12 protein-coding genes are annotated in these 14,637 nt (G+C 62.3%); 5 read left to right on the forward strand and 7 right to left on the reverse strand.

Features of this window, described 5'->3' with window-relative positions; translation table 11 throughout:
* Positions 1 to 113: 113 nt before the first annotated feature.
* From AC30NL_RS20445 to AC30NL_RS20470, 6 genes are all read right to left on the reverse strand, one after another.
* Positions 114 to 902, reverse strand: a complete 789-nt coding sequence (locus tag AC30NL_RS20445) for a lysophospholipid acyltransferase family protein (protein ID WP_489465820.1) — start codon at positions 900 to 902, stop codon at positions 114 to 116.
* A 14-nt stretch (positions 903 to 916) separates the two neighbouring features.
* Entirely contained in the window at positions 917 to 1,525 is a 609-nt protein-coding gene (gene gmhB, locus AC30NL_RS20450; RefSeq protein ID WP_489465821.1) for a D-glycero-beta-D-manno-heptose 1,7-bisphosphate 7-phosphatase, read from the reverse strand.
* A 110-nt stretch (positions 1,526 to 1,635) separates the two neighbouring features.
* Positions 1,636 to 3,834, reverse strand: a complete 2,199-nt coding sequence (glyS, locus tag AC30NL_RS20455; RefSeq protein ID WP_489465831.1) for a glycine--tRNA ligase subunit beta — start codon at positions 3,832 to 3,834, stop codon at positions 1,636 to 1,638.
* Between the two features lie 14 nt (positions 3,835 to 3,848).
* Positions 3,849 to 4,766 carry a glycine--tRNA ligase subunit alpha gene (gene glyQ / locus AC30NL_RS20460; protein WP_489465822.1) on the reverse strand — a complete coding sequence of 306 codons (918 nt, stop codon included), beginning with the start codon at positions 4,764 to 4,766 and terminating at the stop codon, positions 3,849 to 3,851.
* Positions 4,767 to 4,906: 140 nt separating this feature from the next.
* Positions 4,907 to 6,436 (reverse strand): apolipoprotein N-acyltransferase, encoded by a 1,530-nt coding sequence (gene lnt, locus AC30NL_RS20465; RefSeq protein ID WP_489465823.1) that lies wholly within the window; start codon positions 6,434 to 6,436, stop codon positions 4,907 to 4,909.
* Positions 6,436 to 7,341 (reverse strand): CorC family transporter, encoded by a 906-nt coding sequence (locus AC30NL_RS20470; protein WP_489465824.1) that lies wholly within the window; start codon positions 7,339 to 7,341, stop codon positions 6,436 to 6,438. The genes lnt and AC30NL_RS20470 overlap by 1 nt, the downstream gene beginning before the upstream one ends.
* A 135-nt stretch (positions 7,342 to 7,476) precedes the next feature.
* On the opposite strand from AC30NL_RS20470, the gene AC30NL_RS20475 reads away from it, so the two are divergent.
* From AC30NL_RS20475 to hslU, 5 genes are all read left to right on the forward strand, one after another.
* Positions 7,477 to 8,511 (forward strand): CobW family GTP-binding protein, encoded by a 1,035-nt coding sequence (locus AC30NL_RS20475; protein WP_489465825.1) that lies wholly within the window; start codon positions 7,477 to 7,479, stop codon positions 8,509 to 8,511.
* A 169-nt stretch (positions 8,512 to 8,680) separates the two neighbouring features.
* Complete coding sequence (gene dksA, locus AC30NL_RS20480) at positions 8,681 to 9,553, forward strand: RNA polymerase-binding protein DksA (RefSeq protein WP_489465826.1); 873 nt, start codon at positions 8,681 to 8,683, stop codon at positions 9,551 to 9,553.
* A gap of 118 nt (positions 9,554 to 9,671) precedes the next feature.
* Entirely contained in the window at positions 9,672 to 11,495 is a 1,824-nt protein-coding gene (locus AC30NL_RS20485; RefSeq protein WP_489465827.1) for a hypothetical protein, read from the forward strand.
* A 220-nt stretch (positions 11,496 to 11,715) separates the two neighbouring features.
* Positions 11,716 to 12,255 carry an ATP-dependent protease subunit HslV gene (gene hslV, locus AC30NL_RS20490; RefSeq protein WP_489465828.1) on the forward strand — a complete coding sequence of 180 codons (540 nt, stop codon included), beginning with the start codon at positions 11,716 to 11,718 and terminating at the stop codon, positions 12,253 to 12,255.
* A gap of 13 nt (positions 12,256 to 12,268) precedes the next feature.
* Complete coding sequence (gene hslU / locus AC30NL_RS20495; protein WP_489465829.1) at positions 12,269 to 13,588, forward strand: ATP-dependent protease ATPase subunit HslU; 1,320 nt, start codon at positions 12,269 to 12,271, stop codon at positions 13,586 to 13,588.
* Positions 13,589 to 13,695: 107 nt separating this feature from the next.
* Here hslU and AC30NL_RS20500 read toward each other — a convergent pair whose 3' ends face one another.
* Complete coding sequence (locus AC30NL_RS20500; RefSeq protein ID WP_489465830.1) at positions 13,696 to 14,463, reverse strand: type III pantothenate kinase; 768 nt, start codon at positions 14,461 to 14,463, stop codon at positions 13,696 to 13,698.
* Positions 14,464 to 14,637: the final 174 nt, after the last annotated feature.

The following is a 14,637-nucleotide window of genomic DNA, read 5'->3' on the forward strand; positions in this document are numbered from 1 at the left end:
GATGCGATGCAAGGCGCTCCGAGCGCCGTGTGGCGAGCCACACAAGCGAGGAGCAACGCCGCAGCGCGCCCGCCCTGCGCCCCCAAAACGGGAAATTGTTTGGGGCCATGTCCTTATGTGCTTTGCGTTGAAGCGGCTCGCGCCTTTGCGTCCGACATGTAGGCCTCGGGATCGAGGCGCCGCATCTCGGCTTCGATCCAAGTCTCGACTTCGCGCATCAAATCGTCCGGTTCGCGTCCGATCGACGAGATGGGTTTACCGATTGAAATATCGACAACGCCCGGACGCAGCATGAACGACTTGCGCGGCCAGCAGCGCGCCGATGTCACGGCGATCGGCAGCACCGATGCCCCCGTGGTCACTGCAAGCCGGGTGCCGCCCCCCTTGTACTTGCCCCGCATGCCTCGCTGAATGCGTGTTCCCTCTGGAAACATGATCACCCAGTTGCCTTGTGACATGAATCTCTGGCCCTGCTCGGCCACGCGGCTCCAGGATTCGGCATGCTTGCTGCGATCGATGTGGACCATGTCGAGACGGCCCATGGCCCAGCCGAAGAAGGGAATCATCAGCAGCTCGCGCTTGAAGACATAGGCGAGCGGATGCGGCATCAATTGCGGAAAGGCGAAGGTCTCCCAGGTCGATTGATGCTTGGGCAGCACGACCATCGGGCCACCGGTGTCGGCGGCCTCGAGCTTGTCTTTGCCGATGATGCGCCAGCGCACGCCACAAATGAATCGTGCGCCGTAGATGGCGATGCGCAACCAGTATGTGGTGAACCAATACAGCGGAGTGCCCCGCATGAAGATCGACGCGATGAGCGAGAAGATCGCCCAGGGAATCACAGTGGCTGCCATCCAGAGGACGAACAGCGCAGAGCGCAATGACCAGAAGAGTTTTTGCATCAAATGCGAGTGCTTCAAATCAATCGGCCAAAACCGGAATCGTTTTCACCGACGATGCCGCGCGCCTGGCGCTCTTCCTGGATGATCGCGTCGGCGAACGCACCCAGGTCGGCATGCACACTGGTCCTCGGCACGAGCTTCACGATGGCCGCGAGTTCTGCGTCGGTGAGCGCAGCAGCCTTGCCGGTGCGAACGAAGTGAGTCGGGCAGCCAGCGGCCACGCCGGCCTGCAGGTCGCGCAGCGAATCCCCTACGAAGGGCACGTCTTCCAAATCGACCCCGTAGCGCTCGCCAATCTGCAGCATGAGGCCTGGCAGCGGTTTGCGGCACTCACATTGGTCTTCCGGCACATGTGGGCAGAAGAACACCGCATCGATGCGACCACCTTGCTTGGTGAGCAACTGATTCATGCGGGCATGCATGGCATTGAGCGAGGCCATGTCGAAGAGACCTCGACCAAGGCCCGACTGGTTGGTCGCAATCACCGTATGCCAGCCAGCGTGATTGAGTCGCGCGATGGCTTCCAGGGCACCCGGCAGCGGGACCCATTCTTCCGGCGACTTGACGAAGTCGTCCCGATCTTCATTGATCGTGCCGTCGCGGTCGAGGATGACGAGTTTCATGCGCGGGCCTCAGCGACTCGTCGACGCGCCCAAGCACGGATCCCATCGAGCGGATGGGTCGCTTTGATCTGTTGTTGGCGGTTCATGGGCGGATTATTCAGCGACCGGCTTCAAGTCGCCAGCTTTGACAAATCGGCCACACGGTTCATCGCTGCGTGCAACTGGGCCAGAAGGCCCAGGCGATTTGCCCGAAGGACAGGATCGTCGGCATTGACCATCACGTTGTCGAAGAAGGCATCCACCGGGGTCTTCAGTGCGGCAAGGGCTTGCAAGGAGGCGGTGTAGTCACCGCTTGCAAAGGCGGCTTCGGACACCGGGCCGACACGCTTGAGTGCTTCGTACAGCGCGTGTTCGGCCGGCTCCTGCAGCAAGACGGTGTCGACCTGAGTAAGAAGCGCGCCCCCGTTCTTCAACTGCGCAACCGTCGCGTCCTCGCTCTTCTTCAGAATGTTGCCCACGCGCTTGTTCGCGGCGGCCAGCGGCTCGGCTTCGATCAAAGCCTTGAAGGCCCGCACGGCCGCAAGGCGCTTGGGAACCTGCATCAAGCGCTGTGGCAACTGTGAGATCACCGCATCAACCTCTTGCGCGCTGTAGCCTTGTTCGCGCAGGCTACCGGCGAAACGATCGTAGATGAAGCTGGAAATCGTTTCAGCCGTGTCCTTGGCGAGTTGATGTGGTTCGATTGCCCGAACCTCTTCCCCGTTCGGCTTGCGGACCAGTCTCAAAATATTGAACGGGGAGAATGGCTCAAGCGCAAAACGAATCGCTTCCGACAGATCGACAGGCAAGCTCTTTTCAACCAACAAGCGAATAACACCCAGCGCATGGCGGCGCAGCGCAAATGGATCTTTGTCGCCCGTCGGGGCCTGCCCAATTCCAAACATTCCCGCCAGGGTCTCAAGCTTGTCGGCCAGGGCGACAACCACACCGACCGCATTGCGCGGCAGATCATCGCCCGCGAAGCGCGGCTTGTAGTGGTCTTCAATGGCAGCCGCGATGTCGTCGCCAAGCCCGTCGTGCTTGGCGTAGTAGCCGCCCATGATCCCTTGCAGCTCCGGGAACTCACCGACCATGTCGGTGAGCAAATCGGCTTTCGCGAGATTGGCTGCTTGATCGGCTTGCGCCGCCAGCTCCTCGCCGCCAAGTTGCTGCCCGATCGCCTTCGCAATCATGCGAACCCGCTCCACCCGTTCGCCCTGCGTGCCCAGCTTGTTGTGATAGACCACCTTTGCCAAGCCCGCAACGCGCGACTCCAGCGTCTTCTTGCGGTCCTGGTCGAAGAAGAACTTTGCATCGGCCAAACGAGGACGAACGACACGCTCATTGCCTTCGACCACTCGGCTCGGGTCTTGCGGGCGGATGTTGCTGACAATGAGGAATTGGTTCGTCAGCTTGCCCTTGGCATCGAGCAGCGGGAAATACTTCTGGTTGGCCTTCATCGTGAGGATGAGGCATTCCTGCGGAACGTCGAGGAATTCGCTCTCGAACTGGCACAGCAGCACGTTGGGCCGTTCGACGAGCGCGGTCACTTCGTCAAGCAAGGCCTCGTCGGCGATGGGCTTGAGTCCCTGCTTTGCGGCAGCGGCGTCGAGTTGCCTGACGATGTCAGCGCGGCGCTCGGCAAAGCTCGCGATCACCCCGCCTTCGTCGAGCAGTTGCGCTGCATAGTGATCGGCGTCTCGCAACTCCAAGACCGCCTTGGCGGCTTCGAATCGATGACCTTGCGTCGTGCGACCGGCCTTGAGACCGAGCGCGCTCACCGGCACCACGTCGGCACCGTGCAGCGCCACCAATCCATGCGCCGGGCGGACGAAGTTCACGCTGGTCCACCCGTCTTCAAGCTGGTACTGCATCACCTTCGGGATAGGAAGCTTTGCAATCGCTTCTTCGATGGCTTTCTGCAATCCTTCAGCCAGCGTCGCGCCCTTGACCAGGCTGTCGAAAAACAGCGCTTCGGCCTTGCCGTCCATTTGCCGCTTGAGCGAGGGCACGGCACCCGCATCCACACCCACGGCAGCAAGCTTCTTGAGCAATGCAGGCGTTGGCTGACCATCGGCGTCAAGACCGACGCTCACCGGCATCAGCTTTTGCGACACGGACTTGTCGGCAGCCGCGGCGGCCACGTTGGTCATGTGCACGGCCAGCCGTCGCGGCGACGCAAACGAACTCACTGCCGCTGACGCAGCGCTCAACCCTTGCGACTTCAGGCTGTCCGACAGCGAAGTCGCGAACGACTCGCCCAGCTTCTTCAAAGCTTTCGGCGGCAGCTCTTCAACGAACAGCTCGACGAGCAGATTCTTGTGCGTCATGGTGCTCATGTCTCTCACGCTGCCTTCTTCTCGATCTGGGCGACGACTTCATCAGCCCAGGCCTTGGGCGCCATGGGGAAACCGAGTCGCGCGCGGCTCTCCAGGTAGCTTTGCGCAACGCTTCGCGCCAAGTTGCGGATGCGGCCGATGTAAGCGGCACGCTCGGTCACGCTGATCGCACCGCGTGCATCGAGCAGGTTGAAGGTGTGGCCGGCCTTCAGCAGTTGTTCATAGGCGGGCAACGCAAGCTTCTGCTCCATGAGGTGCTTGGACTGCTTCTCGTGGCTGCCGAAGGCGCCGAGCAGAAAGTCCACGTCGCTGTGCTCGAAGTTGTAGGTGCTTTGCTCGACTTCGTTTTGGTGATACACGTCGCCGTAGCTCAGCGCATCGGTCCACTTCAGGTTGTAGACGCTGTCCACGCCCTGAAGGTACATCGCCAGTCGTTCCAGCCCGTAGGTGATCTCGCCGGTGATCGGTTTGCAGTCGATGCCTCCCACTTGCTGGAAGTAGGTGAACTGCGTCACCTCCATGCCGTTGAGCCAGACCTCCCAACCCAGGCCCCAGCAGCCGAGCGTGGGATTTTCCCAATCGTCTTCGACGAAGCGGATGTCGTTGGTCTTGAGGTCAAATCCCAGCGCTTCCAGCGAGCCCAGGTACAGCTCGAGAATGTTGGCCGGCGCGGGCTTGAGCACCACCTGGTATTGGTAGTAATGCTGCAGGCGGTTGGGGTTCTGGCCGTAGCGGCCGTCTTTGGGGCGGCGGCTGGGCTGCACATAGGCCGCCTTCCAGGGCTCGGGCCCGATGGCGCGCAAGAAGGTTGCCGTGTGGCTGGTCCCCGCGCCCACTTCCATGTCGTAGGGCTGCAGCAAGGCGCAGCCCTGCTTGTCCCAATAGTCTTGGAGGCGCAGGATGATTTGCTGGAAGGTCAGCATGGTGTCGATGGGGTGGTGAACGGCGGAAACCGGCAAGTTTACTGGGCGTGTCGACATTCACGTCCCATCGCCCCTGGGGCCAGCCTGAGCGCACCTCGAGCGCCGCCGCTCCGATCGCCGCCTGGCCGCCCATGGCCATCTCAACGCCTGTGCCGCATCCCCGCAAATACCGCCACCACCAGAGCCCCGAAGAGTGCGAGCGGCCACAGGCCGTAGCGGCTACACCACCACGCGAAGGGCGTGAGGCCTTCACGCCCTTGCACATTGCCTTCGAGAAAACCGACAGTGAAGGGCTTGAGGGACTGCGTCACGTGGCCCCGGTGGTCGATGATCACCGTCGCGCCCGTGTTCGTCGCGCGCATCATGGCCCGCTCGAATTCGAGCGAGCGCATGCGAGAAATGTGCAAATGCTGGTCGACCGCGATGGTGTCGCCGAACCAGCCTATGTTGCTGATGTTGGCGAACATGGTCGGCGCGCGGGCCGGGTTGGAAAAGCGTGCAGCAAGTTCTTCGCCGAACAAATCTTCATAGCAGATGTTCGGACCGATCCGCTCGCCATTGACCACGAACGACGGCGCGTTGAGCGCTCCGCGGTTGAAGTCGCCAAGGGGGATGTTCATCAACTGCGTGAACCACTTGAAGCCGACAGGAATGAACTCGCCGAATGGCACAAGATGGTGCTTGGCGTAGCGGTAGTCCTCCTTGGCGCCGGGAGAAAAACCCACTGCGGAATTGGTGTAGCCCGTCTGTTCGCTGCCCAGCGGGACCCCGAATAGCGCAGAGGTACGTCCGCTCGCGAATCGTTTGCGAAGATCGTCCCAGAAGCCTTCAGGCAGTTGCTGCGGGAGTAGCGGGACCGCCGTTTCCGGAGCAATGACAAGGTCGCTGCGGGCTCCGACGAGGCCCTTGACATGCCATTCCAGGGCGGCACCCAGGTGGTCGGACGCGAACTTCTCTTCCTGCGGAATGTTGCCCTGCAAAAGGGTGACGGACAGTGTATGGGTAGGCGTGGTGAAGCCTGCCCGCGTGTTGGCAGTCACAGCAAACACTCCCACCGCCACGGCCGCACCCACCCATCGACGCCTGGCCTGTGCGAACGACAAGGCCGCCCACGCCGAAATCAGGGCTGCCATGAACCCGATGCCGTAGACGCCCACGAAGGGCGCGAGCGAGGCAAGCGGCCCATCCACGTGTGCATAGCCCGAGGCCACCCACGGAAAGCCGGTGAAGATCACGCCACGGGCCAGTTCGGCAAGCATCCACAGCGCCGCGAACAACAGGGCGTCAAGCCACGGCTTGCCGAAACGCCAACGCGAGAACGCGCCCATGGCGGCCGCGAGGTACACGGACAGGAACCCGCTCAAGGCGAGCACGGCAAGCAAGGCCATCCAGCCGGGCAGTCCACCGTAGCGGTGCATGCTGATGAAGAGCCACCATGTGCCGGTGGCCATCCATGCCGTGCCGAAGAGCCAACCGAGCGCCGCTGCCCTGCCCGCCCCGGTCATGACGCCTCGCCAGGCGAGCCATCCGGCGCACATGAGCTGCAGCCACCACGCCTCGGTGTAAACGTATGAGGCAGTCTGCAGCGCTCCGGCCACCGCAGCGACGACCAGATCGAAGGGAAGCGACAGCGGCCGTACTGGCAGCGCGGGAGGAAGCGGCCCCGCCATCAGGCGCCGTCGCTGCCCAGCGCTTCTTCGGGCGCGCGGGTGACCTTGAACCAGCGCACCGCACCGCCGCGGGTGAGCATGACAGTGAACACCAGCCCCCCCAGCGTCAGCGCTTCGCCACGGCGGGGCACGCGGCCGAGTTCATGCGCCACCAGCCCTCCGATGGTGTCGAAATCTTGCTCCGGCAGCAATGCGACGAAGGATTCGTTCACCGTGCGGATGTGCGCGTCGCCAGCCACCCGGTGACTGCCGTCGGCAAGTGTGTAGATGCTGGTGTCGCCGTCTTTTTCGTCGAATTCGTCCTCGATCTCGCCGACGATTTCCTCGAGCACGTCTTCGATGGTGATCAGCCCCGCCGTGTTGCCGAATTCGTCGATGACGATGGCGAGGTGGTTGCGGTTCGATCGGAAATCGCGAAGCAGTTCGTTCAAGCCCTTCGATTCGGGAACGTAGACCGCCGGCCGCAACAGCGTTCGCAGATTCAATTCCGGCGACCTCTGCAACTTGAGCAGGTCCTTTGCCATCAGCGTACCGATGATGTTCTCGCGCTGGCCCTCGTAGACCGGAAAGCGCGAATGGCCGGCGCCGATGACCAGGTGCAGCACGTCGTCGTAGGGCGCGTCAATGCTCAGCAGATCCATGCGCGGAGCTGCGACCATCACGTCGCCTGCCGTCATGTCGGCCATGCGGATCACGCCCTCGAGCATCATGCGCGACTCGGGCGGGATGAGTTCGCGGTCCTCCGCGTCGGCCAGCGTCGAAATCAACTCGTCGGTCGAGTCGGGGCCGGGATGGACAAACTCGACGATGCGCTGGAAGAGGTTGCGCTTGTCGGTCGTGGAAGATGGGTGCGGTCGCTCGCCGGACTTGGCGCGGCCGCTCTGGCCTGAATGTGGATCGGACATCGCACAGTGGCGAGTAGTGGGGAGAGCGCCAGCTTAACCCAACAGGATTTCTCAAGTGTGCTAGCTTGACGGGTTGATTTCCGACCCCGGGGCCCCAGATCGCGAGGGCCGCACCACTGCTTCAGGACTTTCACCATGGCCCTCATCCCCGCCACCATCCTCACCGGCTTTCTCGGCTCAGGCAAAACCACGCTCTTGAAGAGGGTGCTCACCGAGGCTCACGGCCAGAAGATCGCCGTCATCGAAAACGAATTCGGCGACGAGAACATCGACAACGAGATCCTGGTGCAAGACACCAGGGAACAGATCATTCAACTCAACAACGGCTGCGTGTGCTGCACCATCCGCGAAGATCTGCGCACTACCTTGAGCGATCTGGCGGAGAAAAAACGCAAGGGCGAACTCGATTTCGACCGCGTGGTGATCGAGACCACCGGCCTGGCCGACCCAGGCCCGGTCGCCCAGACCTTCTTTATGGACGACGAGATTGCAGAAAGCTACCTGCTCGACTCCATCCTGACGCTGGTGGACGCCAAGCACGGCCAGGCCCAACTCGACGATAGGCAGGAGGCTCGCCGCCAAGTCGGGTTTGCCGACCAGATCTTCATTAGCAAGGCCGACCTCGTGGACGATTCTGCCGTCGAGGACCTGGCCCACCGCGTCAAGCGCATGAACCCGCGCGCCCCTCAGCGCCAGGTGAACTTCGGCGAGGTGCCGATTTCCCAGGTGTTCGACCTCCGCGGCTTCAACCTGAACGCCAAGCTCGACATCGATCCGGATTTCCTCAAGGCGGACGACCACGATCACGACCACCATGATCATGACCACGACCATGGCGAGCATTGCAACCACCCGCACCACCATGCGCACGACGACGACGTCAAGTCTTTTGTATTCCGATCGGATAAGCCCTTCAACCCCGCCAAGCTCGAGGACTTCCTGGGTGCCATCGTCCAGGTCTACGGCCCCAAGATGCTTCGCTACAAGGGTGTTCTGAACATGAAGGGCACCGACAAGAAGGTGATCTTCCAGGGCGTGCACCAGTTAATGGGCAGCGATCTCGGTCCGAAGTGGGCGCCCGGCGAAAAGAAAACAAGCAAGATGGTGTTCATCGGCATCGACCTGCCCAAGGATGTGTTCCTTCAGGGTCTCGACCAATGTCTGATCTGAGAATCCTTGCAAAGTATTGCCGATGTTTGGAACCTCTGGTTTCCATTCGAGGTAATCAGAGGGCGGTGCCTGAACACAACGTAGCTACAATCCGCGGCGCCCAAATTCGCCCCGATGTTGAAAACGCCGAGGTCAGAGCGGGTATAACCGCCGTTGCGAGGAGACTCATGTGAGCAAGACCCCGGCAAAGCAAGCAAGTCCCACGAAGGCCGCGGCGAAGACGCCAGCGGCCACGGCGGCGGCAAAGACGGCAGCACCCGCGAAAGCGGCGGCAAAGGCGGCGCACCACGCTCCGTCCAAGACCACAGCCAAGGAAACGCCCGCGTCAGCCAAGCACACTGCCCCCAAACTCGCCACTGCGCATCCGGCTGTGCACCATGCTCCGGCAGCCAAGCCAGTGGCGCAGCAGCCGCCGACCCCGCCCACGCCGACATCGCCCAAGCGGTCAGGCAAAACCCCACCAGCGGCTCCGGCGGCATCACCCCTTCCTCCTCCGACTTCCCGATTCGCCGACCGGTTCGCACCGCCCCGCCCCCCAACCCGACAGATGAACAACGACGTAGTGGATACCCCAAAGCACGAATACAAGTCCGACCCGAAGCTGGCCAACGCATGGAAGACCAAGGCCGGCCGCGACCTGACCGAGGCCGAACTCATGGCCATGCCCGACAACGAGTACATGAACGACAAGCAGCTGGACTTCTTCCGAGCCCGGCTGCAAGTACTCAAGGACGACCTGCTGTCCAACGCTGGCGAAACGACCGAACACCTGCGCGAAGACACCTCCATCGTTCCGGATCCGGCCGACCGGGCGACCATTGAGGAAGAGCATGCACTCGAACTTCGCACACGTGACCGCGAACGCAAGCTCTTGAAGAAGATTTCACAATCGCTGTCCCGCATCGAGGCTGGCGATTACGGTTTCTGTGACGAAACCGGCGAACCGATCGGCCTCGGTCGACTGATTGCTCGGCCCACCGCTACACTGTCGCTAGAGGCTCAGCAACGCCGAGAGCTCAAACAGAAGATGTTCGGCGACTGAGAGGCTGAGAGTATTTCGATCATGCCCGCTCATCACGCCAAAAGACCCCTGCTCGTCGTTGCAAATGCTCGCCATAGCCCTGGCTATGGCTGTGCTTTGCGCCTAGATCAGGTGCCTTTTGACGTGCTGCTCGGACACGCTCGAAAAACTCTCAGCCTCTGAGCAGTCGCCTGCATCCGTCCATCCGACGCGGCAGTACCCCGACATGGCGGAACCGAAAGACACGACAAGTTTCTTCCGTAAGGTCGTGAAGTTCGTGGCCAATCCGGCCACGGAGTGGAGCGATTTGGGACCGCCTTCAGCAGAAGCGCGGGAGAGTGAATTCGCCAAGTCGGAATTGAAGGCGATGATCGAGCGCAAGCGGCGCAACGACTTCGTCCGCAAACGCGAGTTCGACATGCTTCGCAAGGTGCGCCGAGAGGGCTTGTCCAGCGAACAGCTCGCGGCCCTCGGCGGCTCGTCCAGGATTGACGATTCCGAAGCCCGCATCGACAGCGGTGCCAAGCCCGACAGTGGCGTCAAGGCCAAGATCGACGAGATCGAGCAGCAGATGGTCGGCGACGGCTACCACGGCTCGCAGCGCCGCACCCCCGAGTTCTACAACGCCCGTACGCAGCCGGTGCCCATGGATCGAACGCCGGCTGCGCGCCAGAGCACGCACGCACAGCTCGCGGCCGCGCCGGACGACGGTCGATTGATCGACGCCGGCAGTCCGAGCGACAGCGGCAAGCTGACGACCGCATCGGCCGCCGCCGCCGTGGTAATGAGCTCGAGCATGTCACCGCTATCGCCCCTGGCGCTCGACATCGCGTCGTCGGACTTCGCCAACCCCTTTGCGGTTGAAGTGAGCGAGGTTGCCCACGACCCCGAACTCGATGAAGCCGTCATCGCGTTTGCGAATGCCGATTTCGAGTTGTGCGAACAGTCGCTCTCGACGCTCACCGGCTCGGGCGGTAGTCGCGCGCAGCATGCCGAAACCTGGCTGGTATTGTTTGACCTGTACCGCGCAATCGGCCAGCACAGCAAGTTCGAGGCGCTCGCACTGGACTATGCCCAGCAGTTCGGTTGGTCGGCGCCACAGTGGTTCTCGATGCCGCAACTGATGGCGGAGTCGGCGAACGCAGATGACAACGTTAAGCCACGCACCGCGCGCCCCGAGGGCCAGGTTGGCTGGATCTGCCCGGAAATCGTCGACGCTGAAACCGTCGCCAAGCTGCGATCGCAGACCCTTCAGATGCCCCTTCCCTGGGTGTTTGACTGGGGGCAAATGAACAGCATCGACCCTGAGGCCTGCGCCCGGATGAGCGAACTGTTCCGCACCTGGATAGGCCAGAAGCTCGACATGCGCTGGCTGAACGGCGATCGGCTTTTCAACGTATTGGCAGACGCCGCGCCCACCGGCGTGCGAGATGCCGACCCAGCCTATTGGCAGCTTCGCCTCGACGCGCTGCGCATGACCAACCGCCCTGACCAGTTCGACGAAGCGGCAATCGACTACTGCGTGACCTACGAGGTATCTCCTCCCTCGTGGGAGCCGGCCAAGTGCCAAGCCCGTGTGAGTGGGCCGGATCACAGCACGCAATCGCCGCCCCTGTCAGTGGTGAGCGAGGTGTCAACGAGCTTCGTCGAGTCACAGCTCACCGACGAACCAAACATAGTGCAGGTGGCAAGCGTCGAGTTGTCGGGCCAGTTGGTCGGCGACATCGGCGATACGATGAAGAAGATGGATGAACAGCTCGGCAACGCGAGCATCGTGAACGTCTCATGCTCGAAGCTAATCCGAGTCGACTTCATCGCGGCGGGTGATCTCCTCAACTGGGTGCTCGCGCGCCGCAGCGAAAACCGCTCTGTGAGCTTCCTTGACGCGCAACGCCTCGTCGCCCTGTTCTTCGGCGCCATGGGCATCACCGAACACGCGCGCGTTAAAGTGCGCACGGTCTGAACGCAAGGCGGGCAAAGCGCAGGTCCGCATCGTGAGAGAGTCCGTCGAAGGAGCCCACGCGGACAGTTGATCCGTTCTTAAAGACATGTCCCCGGGCGCACGCCGCACTTTGCCAATCACCCGACATACCCGACATGGCGTGCGCGAATTGACCCCTGAAAGCCGGATACTGCATCCACTGCGGGCTTGATTCCCGCACCTTCACCAGCAGATACGCCCAATGGAAAACTACCACGGCACGACCATCTTGAGCGTGCGCCGCGGCAATGTCGTCGCCCTTGGCGGCGACGGCCAAGTCACTCTCGGCAACATCGTCGTCAAGGCCTCCGCCCGCAAGGTGCGCAAGCTCTATCGCGATCAGGTGCTCGCGGGCTTCGCAGGCGCAACTGCCGACGCCTTCACCCTCTTCGAGCGTTTCGAGGCCAAGCTCGAAAAGCATCAAGGTCACCTCGTGCGCGCCGCCATCGAGCTGACCAAGGACTGGCGTACCGACCGCGTGCTGCGCCGCCTGGAAGCGATGCTGGCGGTGGCCGACAAGGAGGCCTCGCTCATCATCACAGGCAACGGCGATGTGCTCGAACCCGAGCACGGTATCGTCGCCATCGGATCGGGCGGCGCCTATGCTCAGGCGGCTGCGCGCGCCATGCTCGAACACACGGAACTCGCGCCGGTCGACATCGTCAAGAAGTCGCTCGAGATTGCCGGTGACTTGTGCATCTACACCAATCAACATCACACGATCGAAACCCTGGGGTCGTGACGTGAAATCAAGCATGACCCCTCAAGAGATCGTCTCCGAACTTGACCGCCACATCGTGGGCCAGCGCAACGCCAAGCGAGCCGTTGCTATCGCCTTGCGCAACCGTTGGCGCCGACAGCAGGTCGACGAGAAACTGCGCGGCGAGATCACGCCCAAGAACATCTTGATGATCGGGCCGACGGGTGTGGGCAAAACCGAGATCGCACGGCGCCTCGCGAAACTGGCCGACGCGCCCTTCATCAAGGTCGAGGCAACCAAGTTCACAGAGGTCGGCTACGTCGGCAAGGATGTGGACTCCATCGTGCGAGACCTGGTCGACATGGCCGTCAAGCAAGAGCGGGAAACCGCAATGCGACGCCAGCGCAGCCTCGCGGAGGACGCTGCCGAAGACCGCGTGCTCGACATTCTCGTGCCGCCCGCGCGAAGCGACTTCGGCATCACCTCGCCGCCCACTGACAACACCGCGCGGCAGATGATGCGCAAGCGCCTGCGGGAAGGCGCGCTCGACGACAAGGAAGTCGAGATCGAAGTGGCCGACAGCAAGCCCGCCATGGAGATCATGGGACCCGCCGGCATGGAAGAGATGGCCGAGCAGTTGCGTGGCATGTTCGCCAACATGGGTGGCGGCAAGCGCAAGCTGCGCAAGATGAAGATTTCCGAAGCTTTCAAGCAATTGGTCGAGGAGGAAGCGGGCAAGCTCGTCAACGAAGAAGAGATCCGCGCGACGGCACTCACCAACGCCGAGCAGAACGGCATCGTCTTCATCGACGAGATCGACAAGGTGACCTCGCGTTCGGACTCGGGCGGCGCAGAAGTCTCGCGCCAGGGCGTACAGCGCGATCTGCTGCCGCTGGTCGAGGGCACCTCGGTGAACACGAAGTACGGCATGGTCAAGACCGACCACATTCTGTTCATCGCGTCAGGCGCCTTCCACCTCACCAAGCCCAGCGACCTGATTCCCGAATTGCAAGGTCGATTCCCGATTCGCGTCGAGCTTGGCTCACTGAGCGTGGACGACTTCGAAGCCATCCTCACGCAAACGCACGCCAGCCTGGTCAAGCAATATCAGGCCTTGCTCGCCACCGAAGGCGTGACGCTCGAGTTCAAAACGGAAGGCATTCGCCGCCTTGCACAGATCGCGTATGACGTGAATGAGCGCACCGAAAACATCGGCGCGCGGCGCCTGTCGACGGTGATGGAGCGCCTGCTGGACGAGGTGAGCTTCGACGCACCGAATCTGGGCGGCAAGACTGTCGAGCTCGGTGTCGCAGAGGTGGACGCGAAGCTCGCCGAGCTTGCGAAGAACGAGGACCTGTCTCGCTACATTCTGTGAATCGCTGACACCTCCAAGGACACAGTACTCGCCCCCCCTTTCTGCCGGAATGCGCTGGCTTCGTCGGCAAACTCGTCAGCGAAGCACCTTCCGAAACTCTCAGCCTCTCAGAGCGCAAGCCGATGCGACTGCAGCGCGAGCAGACCTTCGAAGATCAAGGTGTCGACCGTCTCGAAAGAGAGGTCGGTGATCGGCTCGAGCTTTACAGCGGCGCCGCCGCTCATCAGCAACACCGGCTCCTGGCCCGTGCGCTTCAGCAGACGCCGATGCATGCGCTCGACGGCGCCGGCGATGGAATGCGCGCCGCCGCTCATCAAGGCGTCACTGGTGTTGGTCGGAAAATCGCGCACCTCGCCGGTAGGTGCCTTGAGGCCGGCCGTGCCCATCTCCAGCGCCCGCAGCATCAGGCCGAAGCCGGGAAGAATCAACCCGCCCAGGAATCGTCCGGTCTCGTCCAGGGCATCGACGGTCACCGCCGTCCCGACCATCACCACCAGTGTCGGACGAGGCCCGCCGGTGGCCAGCACTCGGTGCCATGCACCGATGAGCGCAACCCAGCGGTCGGTTCCGAGCCGGTTCGGATGGTCATAGCCGTTGGTGACGCCGCCAGCATGCGGCGATGAGACCACCCAGCGCGGGGCGATGTCCCAGATCTCCATTTGCTCTTCGACGCGGCGCTTGACACCTTCTCCGGCCACGATGCTGCCGAGCATGCTCGACGGCGCAGGCAGATGCTTCCAGTCGGTTTCGGCCAGGTTGTCGATGGTCTCGAGAAATACGGCGCCATGCGCGAGCAGCCCGGCCCCGGGCTGCGGTGATGCGTACTGCGCCCATTTGAGGCGCGTATTGCCGACGTCGATCGCAAGAAAGCTCATCGACGGCGATTGTGCACGGTTAACTTGATTCACGGGCAACGAAGCAGGCGGGTATCGAGCAGATCAAGCTTATGGATTTGGCCCGGAATAAGTTCCCGTTTTGGGGGCGCTGGGCGGGCGCGCTGCGGCGTTGCTCCTCACTTGTGTGGCTCGCCACACGGCGCTCGGAGCGCC

This window comes from Rhizobacter sp., assembly GCA_021153565.1.
Classification (GTDB): domain Bacteria; phylum Pseudomonadota; class Gammaproteobacteria; order Burkholderiales; family Burkholderiaceae_C; genus Albitalea.